Raw genomic sequence first — 23048 nt, 5'->3', positions numbered from 1 at the left:
AATGTGTTAAAGTTCATACACGACTAATCCGCTTCTAAACTTTGGTTCAATATACGTACTTTTTGGAGGCATTATTAAATTGGCATCGGCCAAGGCTTTTATTTCTCCAATATTGGATGGAAATAATATGAAACCGATTTCAAATTCTCCTTGATCAATTTTGTTTTTTACTTCCAATACGGATTGTTTTCCTGAAAGGTATTCTATTCGCTCATCATTGCGTAAATCTTCGATGGCAAGAATAGGCAATAACACTTTTTTGTATAAAATTTGTGTGTCTAAACTATCCAAAGCCGTTAAGAAAACTTCATTTTCTTTTCGTAAAATTAAGCTATAAAATTCATTGTCCAGATACATTCCGAATTGATGCTTTTGAGAAGGCTGAAAAGGCTGCTGAAATTTGTTTGTAACAATGAAATTCTTTTCTAATTCCTTTATCAAATTTTCTTTCGAGAAACCGTTTAAATCTTTTACCAAGCGATTGAATTCATATATTTTGACATTGTTTTCAGAAATTAAATAGCTCAGAATATGATTTTTGGCTGCGTTGTCTGGATCATCATTTTCCTCGGATAATAATTTTAAGGCTTCGGTACGGTGATGGCCATCTGCAATATAAAGACTATCTGTTTTTTCAAAAATGTTCTGAAGCCAATTGATTTCTAACGCATCTTCAATTTTCCATAAGTAGTGAATTTCTTTTTTGGTGGTTGAAAACTCAAAATCGGCTAATTTTTGGGTACAATTAAAAATCCAGTTTTCAATCGTTTTATTATCCGGATAGGTCATCAAAACCGGTTCCGTATTGAACTCAGAATATTTCATGTAGTCTTTTAATAATCGGACTCTGAAAGCGATTATATCTTCGTGTTTTTTGATGATATTGTTGCAATAATCAGCTACACTAGTACCTACGATAATTCCGGTAAAAGAGTGCTTTTTAGTTACAATTTTATGAATATAAATCGCGGGTTTTTTGTCTTTTACTAAAATTATTTCATTTTTGAAATCCTCATATTTTTGATGTACTTGGCGGTATCTTTTTTCAAAAGAAACAGTTTCCTGATTGGTGTAAGCAGGTTTTAGTATGTGCAAAAAAGACAACGGATTGAAATCCAATTGCGCCGCTAATTCCGCATTTACATATTCTTCATACGAACGGCAAGTAACAAGGCAAACCTTATCACGAGTGGGACGAACAGCTTTGAAAGGGACAATTTTAGCCATAATAATATAAAAAGTGAAAAGTGAAAATCTGAGAATTTAAAGGTATTAACTTTAGGCCCTCAATTTTAAAACATTACAATTATATAAATTGTTTAGAAATCTTCTCGGCTTTTTTGCTTCCAGAATAATCGTAAAAACCTTCCCCTGATTTCACACCCATTTTTCCGGCACGAACCATATTTACCAATAACGGACAAGGTGCATATTTTGGGTTTTTAAAACCGTCGTACATCACGTTCAAAATGGCTAAACATACATCAAGACCAATAAAATCTGCTAGTTGCAAAGGTCCCATCGGGTGTCCCATTCCAAGTTTCATCACCGTGTCAATTTCATAAACACCAGCCACTTTGTTGTATAAAGTTTCGACCGCTTCGTTAATCATGGGCATCAAGATTCTATTGGCAACAAAACCAGGATAATCGTTGACTTCAACAGGCGTTTTTCCTAACTTCTCGGAAAGATTCATGATGATTTTTGTCACTTCATCAGAAGTATTATAACCACGAATAATTTCCACCAGTTTCATTATTGGCACCGGATTCATAAAGTGCATACCGATAACGCGTTCCGGATGTGCCACAACGGCTCCAATTTGAGTAATTGAGATAGAAGAAGTATTAGTTGCCAAAATTGTATTATGAGAACAAGCTTCGTTCAATTGCTTGAAGATATTCAGTTTTAATGCTACATTTTCAGTGGCCGCTTCAATCACTAAATCAACCCCTACAACGCCATCTTTGATATCCGTATAGGTGATTATGTTAGTAATCGTCTTAGCCTTGTCTTCTTGGGTGATACTTCCTTTTGCAATCATTCGGTCTAAATTAGCGGCGATAGTGGCCATTCCTTTATCCAATGATTGTTCTGAAACATCTATTAATTTTACGGTAAAACGACTTTGTGCAAAGGTGTGAGCAATTCCATTCCCCATTGTTCCTGCTCCGATTACGGCAATTGTTTTCATTCTTATTTTGGATTAAAATAGTTTAATATTTATGTAAAAATTATTTTTTAAAACAATCAATAATTTGATACGCAACACGAAGCGCTTCAGAGGCTTGTTCCAATGTCACAATTGGTGTTGAATCAGTATTTATGGCATCTGCAAATGATTCCAGTTCATCCAGAATAGCATTGTTTTGTTCTACATCTGGATTGGAAAAGTAGATTTGTTTTTTTACACCTTCCGCATTTTGTAAAATCATATCAAAATCGCCTGGAACTTCCGGAGCATCTTTCATTTTTACAACCTCACATTTCTTTTCTAAGAAATCTACGGAGATGTAAGCGTCTTTCTGGAAAAAACGAGATTTACGCATGTTTTTCATCGAAATTCGGCTCGCTGTTAAATTAGCAACACAACCGTTTTCAAACTCTATTCTTGCATTGGCAATATCCGGTGTATCACTGATAACTGAAACACCGCTAGCACTAATATTTTTTACTTTTGATTGTACAACACTCAAAATGGCATCAATATCATGAATCATCAAATCTAAGACTACAGGAACATCAGTTCCGCGAGGATTGAATTCAGCCAGACGATGCGATTCAATAAACATAGGGTTTTCGATCATGTTTTTGGTAGCGATGAATGCTGGATTGAAACGTTCCACATGCCCCACCTGACCTTTAACATTATATTCTTTTGATAAAGCGATAATTTCTTCGGCCTCTTCGACCGTATTTGAAATAGGTTTTTCAATAAAAACATGCTTGCCGGATTTGATGGCTACTTTGGCACATTTGTAGTGAGAAAGAGTTGGGGTAACAATATCGATTACATCAACGGCATGAATAAGGGTGGCAATTGTGCTAAAATGTTTGTATCCAAATTCTTTAGAAACCTTTTCGGCGTTCTCTTGATTTGGATCATAAAATCCCACTAATTCATATTTTTTAGATTGTTGTAATAAACGCAAATGTATTTTTCCTAGATGGCCAGCACCTAATACTCCAATTTTCAGCATAATGATGTAATTTTTACAAAAATAACAATAAAATGATTAATCTATTATTGATACCGGACAATTCTTCAGTTAATTTAAAATTTAAAATCCAACATTTGAATTCAGAAATTGTTTTCTATTTTTACCAAAATAAAACAATAAACTTTGAAAGACACAGGCAAACATCAAGGACTTCGGAATCAATTAGTAAGCGTTTTAGAGCAAAAAGGAATTACTGACAAAAGTGTTTTGGAGGCGATAAAAAAGATTCCAAGACATTTATTTTTAAATTCCAGTTTTGAAGATTATGCCTATCAAGACAAAGCATTTCCTATTGCTGCAGGCCAAACGATATCGCAACCGTACACTGTTGCTTTTCAATCCCAATTATTAGAAGTCAAAAAAGAACACAAAATTTTAGAAATAGGAACAGGTTCAGGGTATCAAACAGCTGTTCTATGCCTTTTAGGTGCCAAAGTATTTAGTGTAGAAAGACAGAAAGAATTGTTTAAGCAAACCTCAATTTTATTTCCAAAACTGAATATTAGGCCCAAATATCTCTCTTTTGGAGATGGATACAAAGGATTACCAAATTACGCTCCTTTTGATAGTATTATAGTAACTGCAGGCGCTCCGTTTATTCCGCAACCGTTGATGGCGCAACTCAAAATAGGAGGAAGGCTAGTTATTCCACTAGGTACAGAGGTGCAGATTATGACCTTATTAATCAGAAAAAATGAAACTCAATTTGAGAAACATGAGTTTGGAGAGTTTCGATTTGTTCCTTTATTAGAAGATAAAAATTAAAATCCCATCCCCAACCCTTCCCAAGGGGAAGGGAGCAGAAGATGAATTTTATTGACCAATAATGGTTAAATACCGCTCTAAACTTTCTTTTTCTATTTGAGCAATGAATAACAAAAAATCTTCTTTGTTGTTTTTAGTTTGTGCAGTTTCCAGTGTTTGATAATAGCGCATTCTACTTTCATAATCCCCTTTTATATTGGCAATTATGTAACCATGCTGCAATAAAACCAAGTTCATGACTAAGCGCGAAGTCCTGCCATTTCCATCAATAAAGGGATGAATAGTAACCAAGCGTTCATGCATTTCGGCAGCTAAAATTATCGGATGTAAGGTTGATTTATTAGTTTCATACCAAATAAAAAAATCTTCCATTGCTTTGGCGACTAAAAAAGGTTGTGGAGGCACGTAACTGCTTCCTTGAATCATCACCTGGACTTTTCTATAGCTACCTGCATCTTCGGGTTGAATTCCTCTCAAAATAAGATTGTGGATAGAAAGCACTTCTCGTTCCTTTATAGCAGTATTTTTTTGCATTAAATCTTTGATATAAGCAATGGCTTCCTGATGATTAATGACTTCCAGATGTTCCCGCATACTTTTTCCAGAAATCGTCAAACCTTCATTGATAACTAAATCCGTTTCGCGTAAAGTCATTGTGTTTCCCTCGATGCGATTACTTTCAAACGTATATTCTAGCTCTAATGCTTGTGCAATCCGATAGCTGTCAAATTGGCGAAACCCATCCAGTTGTATCTTCAAAGTATCTATTTCATCTAAAATTTTCTGAAGAGTTACCGATAATTTTTTCTTTATTGGTTTGCTTTGATATCTAATTTCTTGCTCTGCAACCAATAATGCTTTTAGAGCAAATTCATCCTGACCAATTTCATAAAGAATTTTTTCTTTAAGCCAAGCGACCATGATTGTTTCTAAATCTATTTCTAGTAAAGATGCTAATTTTACGACTTGGTCTCTTGTAGGTTTTCTAGTTCCACTTTCAAACTTACTGATTAAGGCTTGATCAATTGCTAAAAGTTGTGCGACTTCTCTAGTTTTGAGTCCTTTTTGTTCTCTTGCGTTTTTGAGTAGTGTTTTCATTTAAAAAAAAAGATTTAAATTGTCTTGACAAATTTAGTCATTTTTTATAAATAAAAATAATAATTAATACATTACTTTCTTAATTTAAAATGATTTTTTGATTCGGTCTAGATCCCGTTTCGTATCTTGTTCTTTGAGAGATTCACGTTTGTCATAGGTTTTCTTTCCTTTGCAAAGACCAATTTGGAGTTTGGCCAGTCCTTTTTCATTAGTAAACAATTTTAAAGGAACTATTGTCAATCCTTTTGCTTGAACACTTTTCAGCAAACCTTTTAATTCCTTTTTTTTTAAAAGTAATTTGCGCTCGCTTCTTGCCTTGTGGTTGAACTGATTACCAAAAGTATATTCTTCAATATAGGTGTTTATCGCAAAAAGTTCGTTATTGCTAAATTCACAAAAACTTTCTGTGATGTTTGCTTTTCCTAATCTAATGGATTTGATTTCCGTTCCAGCCAAAACAATTCCTGCATTGAAGGTTTCGATTATTTCATAGTCAAATCGGGCTCTCTTATTGAATATATTTATTGTTTTTAACATAGCGTGCAAAGGTAACAAAAATTAAAGGTTTAGCAATTATTTAGTCCAATTTCAGCAATTGGAATGTGATTGCTTCATCAACCATAGTTACGATATAAAGATTACCAAAAGTTTTATCTTGAATGTCAGTAAATGAGTTTTGATTTATCATTTGATTGACAAATTTTGGTATTGTGTTACTATGTCCCACAATTAAAATTTTTTTTCCTATCGTTTCTTTTTTGAAAACTTCAATAGGTATATTTTTAGGATCATACAGCTTAACCTTCATCTTCTTTGTTGTCGCGGTTGGACTTGCAGTTTGTAAAGTTCTTTTGTAATCCGTTGAATAGATTTCATCAAAACTAATTTCTGAGAATATTGTATTCCATTTTTCAGCTCTTTTCAACCCTTTTTCAGATAAATCTGGATTTTGAGAATTATCTACTTTCTCGGCATGACGAATAAAGTAATAGGTGGTGGTGCTTTGTCCAAAACTGATATTTAAAAATAACAGTGTAAACAGTGCGAGAAATTTTTTCATTTGAATCAATTTTAAAAAAAAGTATTTGGGATTTTAATATCTTTGCAAAATGGAACACTTAAAATCGAAAGATCCGCTTCACGGAATTACACTCCAAAAAATAGTAGAGCAGCTAGTGGATCATTACGGATTTGATACTTTGGGGGAACTCATTAAAGTAAAATGCTTTACAGATAAACCAAGTGTAAAATCCAGTTTGACTTTTTTACGAAAAACAGATTGGGCACGAAAACAAGTGGAAGATTTGTATATAAAATCAGAAACTAAATTGCCTAAATAAATCTAGTTTAATTTATAGGAAACCATAAAACCGCCTCTGTAGGGCAACCACTCGCCACTTTTATTGTACCCTTTCGCCGATTCATATCGTTCTCCCGTAGCTAAGTCATATCCTTTATAAAAACCTTGATGCGAACCACCGCCTAAGAAACAATCTAACATAAATTTATCATTTATTTTTATTTGATATCCAATTGTTGCACCTATAAAATATCCAACGCCTTTTTCATACAAAGTAGTATTTATATAATTCCATTTTTGGAAATTAAATATACTTGCCCCAATATGTGCTCCTGCATAAAAACCATTGTATTTTTCTTTGAAATGATAACGATATTCAGGTGTGAAAGTATAAAACTCTCTAGGTTTACCATTTATTGATTTCCATAAAGAGGCTGTAATATCAAATTGAAAAGTAGATTTTTTTCCAATGCTGGTTTCAATACCTACATTAGGAATGGTCAATAAAGTAGTCATAGCATTTGCTTTTATATACGTTTGACTTTGGGATACAATACAGAAGAGAAAAAAAGAAACAATAAATAATTTTTTCATAAAAAGTGTTTTCTATTATTTAGACCAATAGCTTATTGGAGAAAATCAAATACAAATGTAAAATATTTATCTGTAAGGTTTTTATGTTTTTAATTTATATTAGTCACGCAACTAAATTTTAAATAAAAAGGACATAAAATTAGTATTTGTTCAAAAGAGAATAAATTAGAGTATCAAAAAAACGACCATCAAAAAATTCATTTTCTTTTAAATGTCCTTCTCTGACAAACCCATTTTTTTCTAAAACTTTTGCAGATGCATCGTTATCAGGATCAATCATCGCTTCAATGGAATGCAATTTCATGATTTGAAAACCATAATTAACAGCTTCTTTCACTGCTTCAGATACAATTCCTTTTCCATGATATTCAGGTAATAACATATAGCCAATTTCGGCACGATAATGTTCGGGTTTTATTCTGTAATGACCAATAACTCCAATAAGTTTTGGGTTGTCTTTCAACGTAATAGCCCAATTGATACCTTCATTAGCTTCAATTTTTGTATTGATCATTGCAATGTGTTCCAAGGCATCTTCATCCGTTTTTACTAAAGGTCTTGGAATATATTTCATAGTTTCTGGATTGGATCGCAATTCGAAAATTTCTTTAATGTCATTCGTGTTTACTCTTCTCAAAAGCAAGCGTTCGGTTTCTAAATCAGGAAATGGACTAAAATTTATAGCTAACATATCTTAGTAATTAAAGGATTTCGATACTGTATTTTGATTGGAACGTTTCCTTGGTTTCTAGAATTTGAATGCCTTCTTTTTCAAATAGATTTTCGGAACTTTCATTGGTATCCGAATAACCAAACCAAGGTTCAATACAAATAAATGCCGCATTTATTTTGGTCCAAATTCCTAAGCTTGGAAAATCATCAAAATGTATTTTTAGAATTGGATTTTTATTTTCTAAAATAGTCAACGAGTTGGATTTTAATGTTTTGAAAATCAAAGCATCGTTTTCAAACAACTCATACGTCAGCGGAATATATTTATTAAGAACGTCTAATTTCTTCGTTTTATTTGAAATTAAATCATCCTCCAAAAGATAATATTTCAATGGTTCTTCTTTTTCAAAAGCTATAGCATAACTCTCGAATTGTTTTGGCAAAGCAAAAGCAGGATGTGCGCCAATAGCAAACGGCATTGCAGTTTTTCCGTTGTTGATTACTTTATATGCAATCGATAAATTATGCCCGTGTAATGTGTAAATGATTTGCAATTCAAAGTCAAACGGATATGCTTTTAAAGTTTCTTCAGAAGAGTGTAGGGAGAAAACAGCACTGTTTTCTGTTGCATTGATCAATTCAAACTCCATATCTCTGGCAAAGCCGTGTCGCGATAAATGATATTCCATTGCATTATAGTGAAAGGAATTATTTTTTAAAGTCCCAACAATTGGGAATAAAACAGGAGCGTGCTTGCCCCAAAATACCGGATTTCCTTCCCAGATGTATTCTCTATCGTGGTTTGTTTTTAAAGAAATTAATTCAGCTCCAAAATGTTTAATTTCTGCAGTGAGATTCGAGTTTTTAATTAGAGTTGTCAAAATTATTTTTTCGGGTTACTTTAAAAATGGTTTTCTGGCGTAAATATATTTTATAATTTTTAATTCTGATACGCTTTAAACATGATTTTATTGATTTATAATGGAATCAATTCGATCTCAATAGTTCAAAATCCTCTTTTTTTTCATTAATTTGTGATATAAACAATTAGAAAATGAAAAAAATTCGTCGCGGAGTCATGCTGCATTTGGCTTTATTATTGGGATTTACATCTATTTGGGCACAGCAAACCCCAGCAAATGCATCCGGTAATACAGTTTCTAACTACGATTATCATGATGCTTTTGCTCCGTTTTTTTATTCCAAAAACGGAACAAGTACACGATCTGCGAGTGGTCAGCCTGGAGCTGAATATTGGCAAAATAGCGCTGATTATAAATTAACGGCAAAACTGGATGAAAAAAACAACGAAATTTCTGGCACAGGAATCATCACCTATACGAACAACAGTCCGGATAAAATGGCTTTTGTTTGGATGAATGTAGACCAGAATTTATTCAAAGCGGATTCCCGTGGAAATGCAGTTGTTCCAATTACAGGAAGTAGAAATGGGGCTCAAGGCCAAATTTTTGATGGTGGACATAAAATAAAATCAGTCAAAGTAATTACTACTGTAAAAGGAAAATCTACTGAAGCAGAAGTTAAGTACATTATTACGGATACTAGAATGCAGGTATTTCTCCCGCAAGTATTAAATGCTAAAGGCGGTTCAGTTAAAATAAAAATCGACTTTTCGTTTATAGCTCCTTTTGAAGGGTCAGACAGAATGGGAGTTTTAGAAACTAAAAATGGAAAAATTTTCACCATAGCACAGTGGTATCCGCGTATGTGTGTGTATGATGATGTACGAGGCTGGAATACGAATCCGTATCTTGGAGCGTCGGAATTTTATTTAGAATATGGTGATTTTGATGTCAGTATTACAGCACCATCCAATCATATTGTGGTGGCTTCCGGCGAATTACTGAATCCTACCACAGTCTATTCTGCCGAAGAGCAAAAGCGTTTAGCGCAAGCAAAACAAAGTGATAAAACAGTTTTTATCCGTACTGCTGCCGAAGTTGAAAATTCATCAAAAATGATTACTGCAACTACTAAAACGTGGAATTACAAAATCACAAATGCCCGTGATTTCTCTTGGTCCTCTTCAGCAGCATTTATTTTAGACGCAGCAAAAATCAATTTACCTAGCGGTAAAAAATCATTGGCAATTTCCGTTTATCCGATAGAAAGTGCCGGAGATGCCGCATGGGGACGTTCCACAGAATATACAAAGGCTACTATAGAAAATTATTCAAAAAGATGGTTAGAATATCCGTATCCAGCGGCTACAAATGTTGCCGGAAATGAAGGTGGAATGGAATATCCAGGAATTGTTTTTTGTAGCTGGGAGTCAAAAGGAGCAGATTTATGGGGTGTTACAGATCATGAATTTGGTCATATTTGGTTTCCTATGATTGTAGGATCCAATGAAAGACTGTTTGCCTGGATGGATGAGGGTTTCAATACTTTTATTAATTCATTGAGTTCAGTAGATTTTAATAATGGGGAATATAAAGAGCCGCGTGCGGATATGCATCAAAGGGCGGAAGTGTACACGAGTCCAAATCTGGAAACCATAATGAGTTCTCCGGATAACATGAAAGAGTCTAATATAGGTCTTTTGGCGTATTCGAAACCAAGTTCAGGATTAGTGATTTTAAGAGAGCAAGTTCTTGGGCCGGAACGATTTGATCTGGCTTTGAAAACTTATATTGAGCGTTGGGCATACAAACATCCGCAACCGGACGATTTCTTTAGAACAATAGAAAATGTTGCTGGAGAAGATTTGAGTTGGTTCTGGCGTGGTTGGTTTCAATACAATTGGCGTTTAGACCAAGGGATTAATTCAATCAAATACGTGAAAAACGACCCAAAACAAGGAGTTGTAATTTCGATTGAAAACTTCGAAAAAATGGCTATGCCGGTAAGTTTAGACGTAAAAACGAAAAGCGGAAAAATAACGCGTGTTCAATTGCCGGTAGAAGTTTGGCAAAAAAATAACGCGTGGTCTTTTAAACACAATTCGACGGAAGAAATCGAAAGTATCACACTAGATCCGGATCATGTTTTACCGGACAGCAACACAGCAAATAACACCTGGACAGCAGACAAAGGATTGATTGAAAAAGATGTGATTCTGGATGGGTATTTAGGAACTTTTTCTACATCAATGGCGCCTATAAAAATTGTTTTTTCAGAGAAAAATGGGTTGTTAAATGTTTTGATTACCAATTATCCAAGCTTTTCCGTGGAGCCAACTGGAAAAAATACGTTTGCATCGAAACTTGCGGGACTTAAATTTGAATTTAATGACAGTCTAATGGGATTTGATATGTTGATTCCTGATGGGCAAAAAATACCGTTTACAAGAGATAAGTAAGTCGAAAGTTTAAAAGTCGTAAAGTCAAAAGAATTAACTTTAAGTAAAATAGCTTTAAATCAGATTGTTACATAATTTTATCCTGATTTTAAAATACGACATTATACCATGGTTATTACATAAATAATCATAAAATATTAAAAAAAGAAAAGACTTGTAGGAATTAAATCCACAAGTCTTTTTTATGTGTTATATTTTTTTGTTCTAAATTTACTCAGGAATTTGCTGGCTTAGGCAATGCAATGTTCCAAAACCCCAAATTAAATCAGTAGCACTGATCCCAATGATTTCTCGATCAGGAAAACATTCTGCAAGGATGTTCAACGCTTTTCTATCATTACTGTCGTTAAAAGTAGGAACCAAAACACAATTGTTTAAAATCAAGAAATTGGCATAACTTGCTGGTAATCGCAAGCCGTCAAATTCCAAACGTTTTGGCATTGGTAAAACTACAATTACTGGAGATTTACCATTTTCCAGTTTGGCATTTTGCAAGCGTTTTAAATTGTCTTGCAATGGTTTGTAATTGTTGTCTTTAGGATCGGTTTCCACAATGGTCACAATCGTATCTTCATTTATAAATCGGCATAAATCATCAATATGTCCGTGCGTATCGTCACCTTCAATTCCGTCACCAAGCCAAATCACATTTGTAATTCCAAGGTATTCCTTGAAAACGGCTTCGTAATCTGCTTTGGTAAAATTTGGATTCCGAACCTGAATATCAGGATGCATCAAACATTCTTCCGAAGTCAGTAAAGTACCGCGTCCATTAGTATCAATCGCACCACCTTCTACAATTACCGGTTTTCCTTTGTACATGACTTGAGTCACAGGAATATTTAGAAATTCGCCCACTTTCGTAGGAACGAACTTGTCCAACTGAATGTTTTTATATTTGGCCCAACCATTAAAATTAAAGTTTAACGCTTCTCTTTCGGCTCCGTTTTTGACAATTATCGGACCTGAATCACGCATCCAACTTCTGTTGGTTTTATGAATGATGTAGGAAACATTTGTTAGCACAACATGAGCTGTTTCCAGCATCGTATTGACTTTCTCTTTTTGGTTTTCATCAGCAACTACTAAAAAGACTTGCTCAAAAGAAGCTGCTTTTTTAATGAATTCTACAAAAGCCCATTGAACAGTCTCGTATTTCCCCGGCCAGTCTTTACCGTTATGCGGAAAACAAAGTAAAATGCCTTGTTGCTTTTCCCATTCAGCTGGAAATCTTCTATTATTTGTAGTCATACAGCATATCTAATTTTAAAGTCTGCAAATATAAACATTCAGTAGGATTTTAAAATAGTTTGCAACCATTCATTTCCAATATTTCATAAATTTATAAGAATAGTTTTGGTAATGATTATATAATATTTAGTTAATTCTTGTTGGTCTTCAGCTAGTTATTTTTGATAAAAATTAAAAATACACTTATGAAGAAATATGGTATTACACTATTAGCGGCAATTATGGTATTGTCAAGTTGCGAAAAGGATTCTGATAAAGAGGGATCTCCTGAGTTGGTTATCAATGAAAACGCTGCCACTTTCAAAGAAATTGGTTCAATTGTGATTGGTGGTGCCGGAGCTGCTGAAATAAGTGCGTATGATGAGGTTTCTAAAAAGTTATTTACCGTAAACAACAGTAATACGAATAGAATTGATGTTATCGACTTATCTAATCCATCAAGTCCGGTTTTTGTAGCAAGTATCGATTTAACGCCGTTTAATGGAACTTCAAATAGCGTTGCAACTTTTAATGGCAAATTAGCGGTTGCATTAGAAGCAAAACCAAATAAGCAAGATGCAGGAAAGGTGGTCGTTTTTGATACGGCTAAGTACAGTGTCATCAAAGAAATTACGGTTGGTGCTTTACCGGATATGATTACTTTCTCTCCTGACGGAAATTATATCATGACTGCCAATGAAGGTGAGCCAAATGATACGTATTCTATAGATCCCGACGGTTCTGTTTCGATTATCGCAGTCAATAATAATTATGCAGTGACGACTTTAAATTTCGGAAGTTTTAGCAATCAATTGAGTATATTGAAAACCAAAGGATTCAGAATTGCAAGTCCAACTAATAATTTTGCCTCAGATATTGAACCGGAATACATCACGATTTCTGCTGATTCAAAAACGGCTTGGGTGACTTTACAGGAAAATAACGGAGTAGCTAAAATTGATTTGGCAACCAAAACGATCACTACTATTTTTCCTTTAGGTTTTAAAGACTACAATCTTGCCGAAAATGCTATTGATATTAGTGATAAAGATGGAGGTGTTTTGGCTAATACATGGAAAGTTAAAGGACTGTTTCAACCCGATGCAATTAGTAATTTTGAAATAAATAATATTCCTTATTTTGTTACTGCAAATGAAGGAGATGCTAGAGAATATAGTGCTTTTGTTGATGTAAAAAGAATTAGCAGCTCTTCGGTTGTTTTGGATCCATTAGCGTTTCCTAATGCGGCGGCTTTAAAAGCTGAGGCAAGTATGGGAAGATTGAATATCAATACCAAAATGGGTGATACGGATGGCGATGGTGATTTTGATGAATTAGTTTCTTTTGGAGCCCGTTCGTTCTCTATTTGGAATGGAAACACAGGAGAAATGGTTTATGATAGTAAAAATGAATTAGACAAGAAAGCGCAAGAATTTGGTGTCTATGATGACAATCGAAGTGATGATAAATCAGTAGAACCAGAATCAGTTGTTGTTGCTAAAATGGGACAAAAAACTATTCTTTTCGTTGGATTGGAAAGAGCAGATGCTCTTATGGTGTATGATGTCACTATTCCAGCAACTCCAAAATTTTTACAGATTTTAAAAACAGGTGATGCACCAGAAGGGTTACTTTTTATTCCAGCTTCGAAAAGTCCAACCAAAAGAAGTTTAGTAGTGGTGAGCAGTGAAGGTGACGGTACCGTTAAAATATTTCAACCAGATTTAAATTAAAAGTAGAAGTTTTAAATAAAATCCCTGCTTAGAATAATTTCTTAGCAGGGATTTTTTAATTATATAATGACGATTTAGTCGATGGCTCTTTTTGTAATATCACCAAAAGCATCAATTCTTCTGTCTCTGAAAAATGGCCAGTTCTGACGCACATTTTCCTGTAAGTCTAAATCTACTTCAGCAATCAGGATTTCTTCTTTGTCGTGTGAGGCTTGCGCCAAAATTTCGCCTTGTGGTCCCGCAATAAATGAAGATCCCCAAAACTGAATTCCCGCCGTATCAGGCAAGTATTGCTCTAAACCAATTCGGTTTGCTGCGGCAACATAAACGCCATTCGCAACCGCATGTCCTTTCATTACACTCATCCAGGCGCCATGTTGGTTTTCACCGTATTGTTCTTTTTCTTGTGGATGCCATCCAATTGCGGTTGGGTAAAACAATACTTCAGCACCTTGTAGAGCCGTCAAACGAGCTGCTTCCGGATACCATTGATCCCAACAAATCAGCGTTCCAACTTTTCCTTTTTTAGTTGGAATCGTTTTAAAGCCCAAATCACCGGGGGTGAAATAGAATTTTTCATAAAAATGAGGATCGTCCGGAATGTGCATTTTGCGGTATAATCCTGCTTCGGAACCATCAGTATCAATAATGTAGGCGCTATTGTGGTATATTCCTGCCATTCTTTTTTCGAAGAAAGGAACAATAATTACCACTCCTAATTCTTTTGCCAAAGCACTAAAAGCGATAAAAGAAGTACTATACAAAGGTTCTGCTAAAGCAAAGTTATCTACATCTTCACTTTGACAAAAATAATGACTGCTATATAATTCCGGCAACGAAATAACTTCGGCACCTTGATTTGCTGCATCACGAACCCAACTTAAACATTTTTTTAGATTGTTTTCGGCAATATCATTAAGGTTTAATTGGATGACTGCTATTTTGTATTTCTTGTTTGGCATGACTAAAATTTTAGACTGCAAAAATAGTGAATTTTATAAAGAGTAGAAAATAGAGATAATGTGTTTTTTTAGGATTTTAATTAGTCGTTGTTCATATTTATTGGTTTTTTTAGATTTACACTTACTTTTAAAGAATTTGTACATGGATATAGAGAACATTTACTTTAAACATCCGGATTTTGAGCCATAGAAAAATTAATATAAAATTGGCACTAACAAAACAAGGAGGTTTTATTTTTGTAGGTAGTATTACAGCAAATAAAAGGGGTCAAGTTTTTACTTTACCAAAATACTGTAATTTAGTATTTATTAAATTTTTACAATTATGAAAGAAGAATTCAAAATCATCGATAAAGAAGACATAACTCTTCTTAAATTTCCACAAACAGACGTCCTTAACGATGTTGACGAAATAAAAACTAGAATAAGTGAGATCAACAGGGCTTTAGCATTGGGTAATTTAGAACATTCAAAAATTAAAATTTACTTTGAGGATAACGAATCAAAAAAAATAGTTGACACAACGGTTTGGGGTGTTACAGACAAAAATGTGATCTTAAAGCAAGGTGTGATGATTCCAATTCACAGAATATATAAGTTGTTTTAGTATATTGGTATTCTTTAATTCTTTGGTGCAGTTCTTTAGATCACTTTCTGTGCAAGCAAGTGTTCTGCTCTTGCCGTTACAAATTTATAGTAGTCAGTTTTTGTTGATATTCATGAGTGAGACTAAAGTGTCTTTACTTTTTGCCAATTATCTTTTTAAACAGGGTTACAATTCCCAAGACAATAGCACCAAATACAAGGCCGATTATAAATTCAGTTATTATGGACGGTATTTGTGGTAGTATGTCGTGCAGGAACGGAATTTCATGTACAAATATGCCGCCAGCCACTAATAATAAAGCGATTGTACCTATTACGGATAAACTTTTGATGACTTTTGGCAAGGCTTGTACCAGAATATTTCCTAACGTTTTTGAAAAACTTTTCTCTTTGGAACTCAGTTGCATCAGTTTTAAACCTGCTTCATCCATTCGGATAATTAGGGCCACAATGCCGTAAACACCAACGGTTGCTATGATTGCAATGATAGAAACTACCATTATTTGTGATGAAATGGGTTTGCCAATTACAGTTCCCAATGCAATAATTACGATTTCTACTGATAAAATAAAATCGGTTACTATAGCTGATTTGATTTTTTCTTTTTCGAAAGCTAAAATTTGTTCCTCGGTCAACAGTTCCATTAAAATTTCGTGTTTTGCATGTTCGTGGGGGAAGAAGTATTCGTATATTTTTTCGGCGCCTTCGTAAGCTAAATAAAGTCCGCCAAGTACTAAAATTATGATAACAGCTACCGGTAAAAATGCACTCAGTAGAAAGGCGATGGGTAAAATGATTACTTTATTTAGGAAAGAACCTTTTGTAATTGCCCATAATACGGGGAGTTCTCTTGACGAAATAAATCCGGAAGCTTTCTCGGCATTTACGGCTAAATCATCACCTAAAATACCAGCCGTTTTTTTGGCTGCAATTTTACTCATTACTGCAACATCATCCATGATTGCTGCGATATCATCTAATAGTGCGAAAAAACCTGATGCCATTTTGATTGTTTTTTACAGCGCGGATTTTGGTATTGTTGTACCCAAATCTAATCTACGCATATTGATTGTTTAGTGATGCGAAGCTACTACTTTTTGATTTACTCTATTTATAAAACAGGTAAATTTTTAGTTAATATTCACCCAAAATCTTTCTGTAGTAGCGATACTGTTTTTAATTACATTTGAAATAAAAATAAGTATGCAATTTAAACATGTATTTAAAGCTAAATTAGATTGGCTTTTTTCCAAGAAGGAAGCGGCGACGTATACTAAAAGTCATACCATAACTATTGATGGTAAGACTGTTTTAAATGTTTCGGCTGCTAAAGCTTTCAAAGGAGATCCTGCTTTGTACAATCCTGAAGACCTGTTATTGAGTAGCGTGGTATCCTGTCACATGATGTCTTACTTGTATGTTTGTAAACAAAATGGTATCGACGTGATAACCTATACGGACGAGGCAGAGGCAACTCTGGAAATTTCGGACGACGGTAGCGGGCGCTTTATTGTGATTAAACTGAATCCAAAAGTTCGTATTACTAACAAAGAAAAAGTAGAAGAGGCACTTAGCTTGCATAAAAAAGCAAACAAACTCTGTTTTATAGCCAATTCGTGTAATTTTCCAATTGTACACTTTCCAACTTGTGAAGTTGCAGGTATAAATTAAAGTTGGAATGTCGTTTTTACTTTTTTGTGGATTTTAATTATAAAATGGCAAGCAAATCAGCTGGTTTACTTCAAAAAAACTGTAAAGTATAAAAAAACACTAGCCTTTCGACCAGTGTTTTCATAAGTTTAAATGTTTCTAGAAACTTGAGAAACTCACTCACTTTGATTTCTAAAAACCAGTTTTCCATCAAAAGCATCTATCAACACAATGCTGTCGGTTGTTATTTTTCCGGATAGAATTTCTTTGGATAATTCATTGAGCACGTCTCTTTGAATCACTCTTTTCACGGGTCTGGCTCCAAATTGTGGATCGTATCCTTTCTCTGATAAGTAGGCAATAGCTTCCGGAGTCGCGTCCATCGTGATGCCTTGTTGTGCCAACATTTTGCTTACGCTTTTTAGTTGTAAACCTACAATTTGAGCTATATTTTTAGTAGTCAATGGCGTGAACATTACGATTTCATCAATACGATTGATAAATTCAGGACGCACCGTTTGTTTTAGCAACCCTAGAACTTCTATCTTGGCCAATTCTGTTGCCGCTTCCACACTTCCTTTTAGATTTTCGAATTTCTCCTGAATAATCTGGCTTCCCATGTTTGAAGTCATGATGATAATCGTGTTTTTAAAATCGGCTAAACGCCCTTTGTTATCTGTCAAACGTCCTTCATCCAAGACTTGTAGCAAGATATTAAACGTGTCCGGATGGGCTTTTTCAATCTCATCCAACAAAATCACAGAATACGGTTTTCTACGTACGGCTTCGGTCAATTGTCCGCCTTCATCATAACCTACATATCCCGGAGGCGCACCCATCAAACGACTTACGCTGTGGCGTTCTTGATATTCACTCATGTCAATACGGGTCATCGCATTTTCATCGTCGAACAGGTATTCGGCCAAGGCTTTCGCCAATTCGGTTTTACCAACTCCCGTAGTTCCAAGGAAAAGAAAGGTTCCCACCGGTTTTTTCATGTCCTGCAATCCGGCACGGCTTCTGCGCACGGCATCACTTACGGCTTCAATGGCTTCTTCCTGTCCTACGACTCTGTGATGCAATTCATCTTCCAGTTTCAGTAGTTTTTCTCGTTCGCCTTGAAGCATTTTCATTACTGGAATTCCGGTCCATTTAGCCACTACTTCGGCAATGTCCTCACGAGTGACTTCTTCTTTTATCAACGAAGTTCCGGATTGGTTTTCTTGTAATTCCTTGAGTAAAATGGCTAAACGTTCTTGTGCTTCCTTGATTTTACCATACCGAATTTCAGCTACTTTTCCATAATCGCCTTCACGTTCTGCACGTTCAGCTTCGTATTTAAAGTCTTCAATCTCCGTTTTTACGGCTTGAATATTATCGACAACGTCTTTCTCTGATTTCCATTTGGCGTAGATTTCGTTGCGATCTTCTTTGAGATTGGCCAAATCCATTCCCAAAATTTTAAGTTTGCTTTCGTCTTTTTCTCGTTTAATGGCTTCAATTTCAATTTCCAATTGCATGATTTTTCGATCCAAAACATCCAGTTCTTCGGGTTTCGAATTGATTTCCATACGCAGTTTTGAAGCGGCTTCATCCATTAAATCAATAGCTTTATCTGGAAGAAAACGGTTGGTAATATACCGTTGCGATAGTTCGACAGCGGCAATAATAGCATCGTCTTTGATTTGGACTTTATGATGCGTTTCGTATTTTTCTTTAATTCCGCGCAAAATAGAAATAGCACTTTCGGTATCCGGTTCTTCGACCACAATTTTTTGGAAACGTCTTTCGAGTGCTTTGTCTTTTTCAAAATATTTTTGATATTCGTCCAATGTTGTGGCTCCAATGGCACGAAGTTCTCCACGAGCCAAAGCCGGTTTCAGAATATTAGCCGCATCCATAGCGCCTTCGCCACCACCGGCTCCCACAAGGGTATGGATTTCGTCAATGAATAAAACTATATCGCCTTCGGCAGAAGTCACTTCTTTCACCACGGATTTTAATCGTTCTTCAAATTCTCCTTTGTATTTGGCGCCAGCAATCAAAGCTCCCATATCAAGCGAATAAACGATTTTATCTTTCAAATTATCTGGAACATCTCCATCTACAATTCGGTGTGCCAATCCTTCAGCAATGGCGGTTTTTCCCACTCCTGGTTCTCCCACAAGCATTGGGTTGTTTTTAGTTCTTCGGGTTAGAATTTGTAATACCCTGCGTATTTCCTCGTCACGACCAATTACTGGATCGAGTTTCCCTGCTCTAGCTAATTCATTAAGATTTTTGGCATATTTATTTAAGGAATTATAGGTTTCTTCAGCAGATGCCGAAGTTACCCGTTCTCCTTTTCGCAATTCATCGATAGCAGCTTTTAGCCCTTTTTCGGTAACGCCTTGATCTTTTAATATTTGGGATACTTTATTTTTAGAATCAAAAATTGCTAAAATTAAATGCTCCACAGAAACGAATTCATCATTCATTTTTTTTGCAATAATTTCAGCTTCGTTCAACGTGGTGTTTGCAGTTCTGGAAAGCATAATTTCGCCACCAGAAACTTTTGGAAAACTCTGGATTGTACTGTTTAATATTTGAAGAAACAAGGGCACATTTACATTCAGTTTTTTTAAAATAAAAGGTGCCACATTTTCGTCGACTTCAAAAATAGCTTTAAAAATATGTTCATTTTCTATTTGTTGTTGCCCATAGCTTTGTGCCAATTGTTGAGAAAGCTGAATGGCTTCCTGGGATTTGATTGTAAATTTATTTATATTCATGATGGTACATTGTTTTGTATCTTTTACTTAACTTTACGAACTATATTCAATATATATTCCAATACAATAATACAGACAAATTGACGGAAAATTTATGATTGGTATCATACTTTAAAGTCAAAATGTCTTAAAAAAAGACAATTATGAGTTTTTTCAAAAATATTTTTAGTAGTTCAGACGACAAGGATTTTAAAGAAAACAAAATCAACTGGAATGAATTAACTGATTTGGTACAACTGGATGAAATTATCGCTATTTCAAATGAAAAACCGGTAGCCATTTTCAAACACAGTACTCGATGCAGTATAAGTAGAATGGCGCTAAAACAGTTTGAAAATGAGTTCAATAGTTCAGATAAAGTTACACCTTATTTTTTAGATTTAATAACACATCGCGATATTTCTAATGAAATTGTAAATCGTTTTGGCGTAATCCATCAATCTCCACAATTGATTTTAATTAAAGACGGAAAAGCTATTTATAATGTTTCGCACAGCGATATTGATGCGGAGGAGTTAGGGACGAAAGTCTAGTAAAAAGTATTGTTTTTAAATAATTTACCGCAAATTCACTAATTTAATGTAGCCATTAGTTAGCGAATTTGCGGTTTTATTTTGTGGACAAATCGATGAGATGATTAGTAAGCGTTCATCATTTTTTCTTTTATTTCTGCTAAACAAAGGTTGTTGATGCTTCCTTCGTGTGTATGTTTGGTTTCTTTTGGAGATTGGAAAGTACCATTTTCTAATTGCTCAGCAACGGCTTTATACGCATCTCTAAAAGGCATTCCTGCAACAACCATTTCGTTTAAGGAATCTACCGTAAACAAATAATCATATTTTTTATCGTCTAAAATGTGTTCTTTCACTTTAATGTCTTTAATCGCAAAAATAGCGATATCTAAACATGCTTTCAGGTTTTGAATTGCTGGAAATAAACCTTCTTTCAATAATTGTAAATCTCTGTGATAACCACTAGGAAGGTTGTTGGTAATTAAAGTAATTTCGTATGGCAATGCTTGAATCTTGTTGCATTTTCCACGAATCAATTCAAAAACATCCGGATTTTTCTTATGCGGCATGATACTCGAGCCTGTTGTAAGATGGGCAGGCAAAGTGATGAAATCAAAATTCTGACTCATATACAAACAAACATCCATAGAAAATTTAGCTAGAGTAGCTGCTACACTACTCATGGCAAAAGCAACCGTTTTTTCTGATTTTCCACGGCTCATTTGTGCCGCTACAGAATTGAATTTTAAGGTTTCAAACCCTAATTCTTTAGTCGTAAATGTTCTATCGATAGGAAACGAACTTCCGTAACCTGCGGCCGAACCTAATGGATTTTGGTCTACAATTTTCAAAGCGGCATTCAGCATCGTTACATCATCAATTAAGGTTTCGGCGTAAGCAGAAAACCACATTCCAAAAGAAGAAGGCATCGCAATTTGAAGGTGAGTATATCCTGGCAATAAAATATTTTGATGTTTTTCGGCCGACTCCATTAGCAAATCAAAAAGACTTTTTACTTGTTGCTTTAGTTCTTTAACCACGTCTTTTAGATACAAATTAACGTCTACCAAAACTTGGTCGTTACGAGAACGAGCAGTATGAATTTTTTTTCCGGCATCGCCTAATTTTACCGTTAATAGATACTCGATTTTAGAATGTACGTCTTCAAAACTATCTTCGATTTCGAAATGCCCTTTTTCTGCATCAATGACAATATCTTCTAAAGCTAGAACTAAAGATTCCGTTTCGGAAGTTGTCAAAAGTCCGATTTGATGCAGCATTTTTGCATGTGCTATAGAACCTAAAGCATCGTATTTTGCCAGCACTAAATCCAGTTCTCTGTCGTTACCAACGGTGAAATGTTCTATTTGTTTATCTGTTGGTTTTCCTTTTTCCCAAAGTTTCATGATTTTTATTTTTTTTTCGTAGGGACAAGTCGCGACTTGTCCCTACAGATTATTATTATTATTATTTAAAAAAATCAGTTAGTATTTTGATATACAATTGAATTCCTTCTTCTATTTCGTTTATAAATATAAATTCGTCTGCCGAGTGTGACCGCAGGGTTTCACCAGGTCCTAATTTCAAGGATTGACAACTCAAAACCGATTGATCCGAAAGGGTAGGCGATCCATACGTGGTTCTTCCCAATGTTATTCCTGCTTGTACTAATTCGTGTGCAACAGGAATTGATGACGCATTTAAATGCATCGAACGTGGATTGACTTCGGCAGTCAAATGTTTTTTTACAATATCTAATATTTCTTGATTATTATAATGATCATTCACTCTGATATCGACAACCAAATGACATTCGGCGGGAACTACGTTGTGTTGTTTACCTGCAGTGACTTGTGTTACGGTCATTTTTACAGGACCTAAAACCTCCGATATTTTTTCGAATTGATAGCTGTTAAACCATTCGATAACGGGTATCGCATTGTAAATAGGATTATCAGGATTGTTGTGTGCAGCGTGACTTGCAGTGCCTTTTACGATGACATCGAGTACCAATAATCCTTTTTCGGCTACGGCCAATTGCATCAATGTAGGTTCTCCCACAATCGCACATTCAAGTTTCGGTAAATGTTTCAATACGCTGTTTAATCCATTTTTCCCGCTGCTTTCTTCTTCGGCTGAAGCTACCATCACAATATTGTAAGGCAGATTCTCATTCGAATAAAAATGTACAAAAGTGGCTAAAAGTGAAACCAGACAACCTCCCGCATCATTGCTTCCCAGTCCAAATAATTTGCCGTCTTTTACGATAGCTTCAAATGGATCATTAGTATAACCTTGGTTTGGTTTTACAGTATCGTGGTGCGAATTGAGTAATAGCGTAGGTTTGGTGGTATCAAAATGTTTATTGAAAGCCCAAATATTGTTATTCTCTCTTTCGAAAGGAATACTATTTTGTGTAAACCAATTTTCGATTAAAAGTGCAGTTTGGTCTTCTTCACTTGAAAATGAAGGCGTTTCAATCAGTGCTTTTAATAGCGAAATGGCTGCTTGTGTAAGGATTTCTATATTTTTCATACTTATTTTAGCCACGGATTCACAGATTTTTTTTTAATTGAAATAAAAAATTTTGTGCAAATCTGTGAAATTTGTGT

At 34.8% G+C, this 23048-nt stretch carries 22 protein-coding genes; 7 read left to right on the top strand and 15 right to left on the bottom strand.

The window, feature by feature from the left end:
* Positions 1–6: 6 nt before the first annotated feature.
* The 3 genes from EKL96_RS12385 to EKL96_RS12375 form a co-directional block, all read right to left on the bottom strand.
* The gene (locus EKL96_RS12385) at positions 7–1227 is read right to left on the bottom strand and encodes a DUF1015 domain-containing protein (protein ID WP_126462905.1); all 1221 of its coding nucleotides are present in this window, start codon (positions 1225–1227) and stop codon (positions 7–9) included.
* Between the two features lie 79 nt (positions 1228–1306).
* Positions 1307–2194, bottom strand: coding sequence for a 3-hydroxyacyl-CoA dehydrogenase family protein (locus EKL96_RS12380; RefSeq protein WP_126462902.1), 888 nt, complete (start codon positions 2192–2194; stop codon positions 1307–1309).
* A gap of 40 nt (positions 2195–2234) precedes the next feature.
* Positions 2235–3200 (bottom strand): Gfo/Idh/MocA family protein, encoded by a 966-nt coding sequence (locus EKL96_RS12375; RefSeq protein WP_126462899.1) that lies wholly within the window; start codon positions 3198–3200, stop codon positions 2235–2237.
* Positions 3201–3344: 144 nt separating this feature from the next.
* Here EKL96_RS12375 and EKL96_RS12370 point away from each other — a divergent pair, with 144 nt between their 5' ends.
* Positions 3345–3986, top strand: a complete 642-nt coding sequence (locus EKL96_RS12370; protein ID WP_126462896.1) for a protein-L-isoaspartate(D-aspartate) O-methyltransferase — start codon at positions 3345–3347, stop codon at positions 3984–3986.
* Positions 3987–4034: 48 nt separating this feature from the next.
* Here EKL96_RS12370 and EKL96_RS12365 read toward each other — a convergent pair whose 3' ends face one another.
* The 3 genes from EKL96_RS12365 to EKL96_RS12355 form a co-directional block, all read right to left on the bottom strand.
* The gene (locus EKL96_RS12365; RefSeq protein WP_126462893.1) at positions 4035–5084 is read right to left on the bottom strand and encodes a Fic family protein; all 1050 of its coding nucleotides are present in this window, start codon (positions 5082–5084) and stop codon (positions 4035–4037) included.
* 84 nt (positions 5085–5168) lie between these two features.
* Positions 5169–5621 carry an SsrA-binding protein SmpB gene (smpB, locus tag EKL96_RS12360; protein ID WP_091204586.1) on the bottom strand — a complete coding sequence of 151 codons (453 nt, stop codon included), beginning with the start codon at positions 5619–5621 and terminating at the stop codon, positions 5169–5171.
* A 40-nt stretch (positions 5622–5661) separates the two neighbouring features.
* A complete protein-coding gene (locus EKL96_RS12355) occupies positions 5662–6144 on the bottom strand; it encodes a SixA phosphatase family protein (protein ID WP_126462890.1) in 483 nt (160 codons plus the stop codon).
* A 49-nt stretch (positions 6145–6193) separates the two neighbouring features.
* On the opposite strand from EKL96_RS12355, the gene EKL96_RS12350 reads away from it, so the two are divergent.
* A complete protein-coding gene (locus EKL96_RS12350; RefSeq protein ID WP_126462887.1) occupies positions 6194–6424 on the top strand; it encodes a VF530 family DNA-binding protein in 231 nt (76 codons plus the stop codon).
* A gap of 2 nt (positions 6425–6426) precedes the next feature.
* Here the strand turns inward: EKL96_RS12350 and EKL96_RS12345 are convergent, their stop codons facing one another.
* The 3 genes from EKL96_RS12345 to EKL96_RS12335 all read right to left on the bottom strand — a co-directional run bounded on the left by EKL96_RS12345 (position 6427) and on the right by EKL96_RS12335 (position 8531).
* Positions 6427–6978 carry a DUF3575 domain-containing protein gene (locus tag EKL96_RS12345; RefSeq protein ID WP_126462884.1) on the bottom strand — a complete coding sequence of 184 codons (552 nt, stop codon included), beginning with the start codon at positions 6976–6978 and terminating at the stop codon, positions 6427–6429.
* A 139-nt stretch (positions 6979–7117) separates the two neighbouring features.
* A complete protein-coding gene (locus EKL96_RS12340) occupies positions 7118–7669 on the bottom strand; it encodes a GNAT family N-acetyltransferase (RefSeq protein ID WP_126462880.1) in 552 nt (183 codons plus the stop codon).
* A gap of 10 nt (positions 7670–7679) precedes the next feature.
* Positions 7680–8531: an aldose 1-epimerase family protein gene (locus EKL96_RS12335; protein ID WP_126462877.1), complete on the bottom strand. Its 852-nt coding sequence runs from the start codon at positions 8529–8531 to the stop codon at positions 7680–7682.
* 173 nt (positions 8532–8704) lie between these two features.
* Here EKL96_RS12335 and EKL96_RS12330 point away from each other — a divergent pair, with 173 nt between their 5' ends.
* Positions 8705–10972, top strand: a complete 2268-nt coding sequence (locus EKL96_RS12330) for a M1 family metallopeptidase (protein WP_126462874.1) — start codon at positions 8705–8707, stop codon at positions 10970–10972.
* Between the two features lie 210 nt (positions 10973–11182).
* On the opposite strand, the gene EKL96_RS12325 is transcribed toward EKL96_RS12330, so the two are convergent.
* On the bottom strand, positions 11183–12223 hold the full coding sequence (locus EKL96_RS12325; RefSeq protein ID WP_126462871.1) for an agmatine/peptidylarginine deiminase: 1041 nt from the start codon (positions 12221–12223) through the stop codon (positions 11183–11185).
* 185 nt (positions 12224–12408) lie between these two features.
* Between EKL96_RS12325 and EKL96_RS12320 the strand changes: the two genes are divergently transcribed.
* Entirely contained in the window at positions 12409–13935 is a 1527-nt protein-coding gene (locus EKL96_RS12320; protein WP_126462869.1) for a choice-of-anchor I family protein, read from the top strand.
* Positions 13936–14009: 74 nt separating this feature from the next.
* Here the strand turns inward: EKL96_RS12320 and EKL96_RS12315 are convergent, their stop codons facing one another.
* The gene (locus tag EKL96_RS12315) at positions 14010–14897 is read right to left on the bottom strand and encodes a carbon-nitrogen hydrolase (protein ID WP_126462866.1); all 888 of its coding nucleotides are present in this window, start codon (positions 14895–14897) and stop codon (positions 14010–14012) included.
* A 325-nt stretch (positions 14898–15222) separates the two neighbouring features.
* Between EKL96_RS12315 and EKL96_RS12310 the strand changes: the two genes are divergently transcribed.
* Positions 15223–15504, top strand: a complete 282-nt coding sequence (locus EKL96_RS12310) for a hypothetical protein (RefSeq protein WP_126452385.1) — start codon at positions 15223–15225, stop codon at positions 15502–15504.
* Between the two features lie 133 nt (positions 15505–15637).
* On the opposite strand, the gene EKL96_RS12305 is transcribed toward EKL96_RS12310, so the two are convergent.
* Positions 15638–16507 carry a DUF808 domain-containing protein gene (locus tag EKL96_RS12305; protein WP_126462863.1) on the bottom strand — a complete coding sequence of 290 codons (870 nt, stop codon included), beginning with the start codon at positions 16505–16507 and terminating at the stop codon, positions 15638–15640.
* A gap of 199 nt (positions 16508–16706) precedes the next feature.
* Here EKL96_RS12305 and EKL96_RS12300 point away from each other — a divergent pair, with 199 nt between their 5' ends.
* Entirely contained in the window at positions 16707–17174 is a 468-nt protein-coding gene (locus EKL96_RS12300; RefSeq protein WP_126462860.1) for an OsmC family protein, read from the top strand.
* 155 nt (positions 17175–17329) lie between these two features.
* On the opposite strand, the gene clpB is transcribed toward EKL96_RS12300, so the two are convergent.
* A complete protein-coding gene (gene clpB / locus EKL96_RS12295; RefSeq protein WP_126462857.1) occupies positions 17330–19924 on the bottom strand; it encodes an ATP-dependent chaperone ClpB in 2595 nt (864 codons plus the stop codon).
* A 143-nt stretch (positions 19925–20067) separates the two neighbouring features.
* Between clpB and ytxJ the strand changes: the two genes are divergently transcribed.
* Entirely contained in the window at positions 20068–20457 is a 390-nt protein-coding gene (gene ytxJ / locus EKL96_RS12290; protein ID WP_126462853.1) for a bacillithiol system redox-active protein YtxJ, read from the top strand.
* A 104-nt stretch (positions 20458–20561) separates the two neighbouring features.
* Here the strand turns inward: ytxJ and argH are convergent, their stop codons facing one another.
* Both argH and EKL96_RS12280 read right to left on the bottom strand, forming a co-directional pair.
* Positions 20562–21842: an argininosuccinate lyase gene (gene argH, locus EKL96_RS12285; RefSeq protein ID WP_126462850.1), complete on the bottom strand. Its 1281-nt coding sequence runs from the start codon at positions 21840–21842 to the stop codon at positions 20562–20564.
* 61 nt (positions 21843–21903) lie between these two features.
* Positions 21904–22971, bottom strand: coding sequence for a M20 family metallo-hydrolase (locus tag EKL96_RS12280; protein WP_126462847.1), 1068 nt, complete (start codon positions 22969–22971; stop codon positions 21904–21906).
* Between the last annotated feature and the right edge of the window lie 77 nt (positions 22972–23048).

Origin of the sequence: Flavobacterium sp. LS1R10 (assembly GCF_003968825.1) — a bacterium.
Taxonomy (GTDB): Bacteria; Bacteroidota; Bacteroidia; order Flavobacteriales; family Flavobacteriaceae; genus Flavobacterium.
Note: the sequence above shows the minus strand (reverse complement) of the source record. Positions and strands in the feature narration are given on the sequence as shown.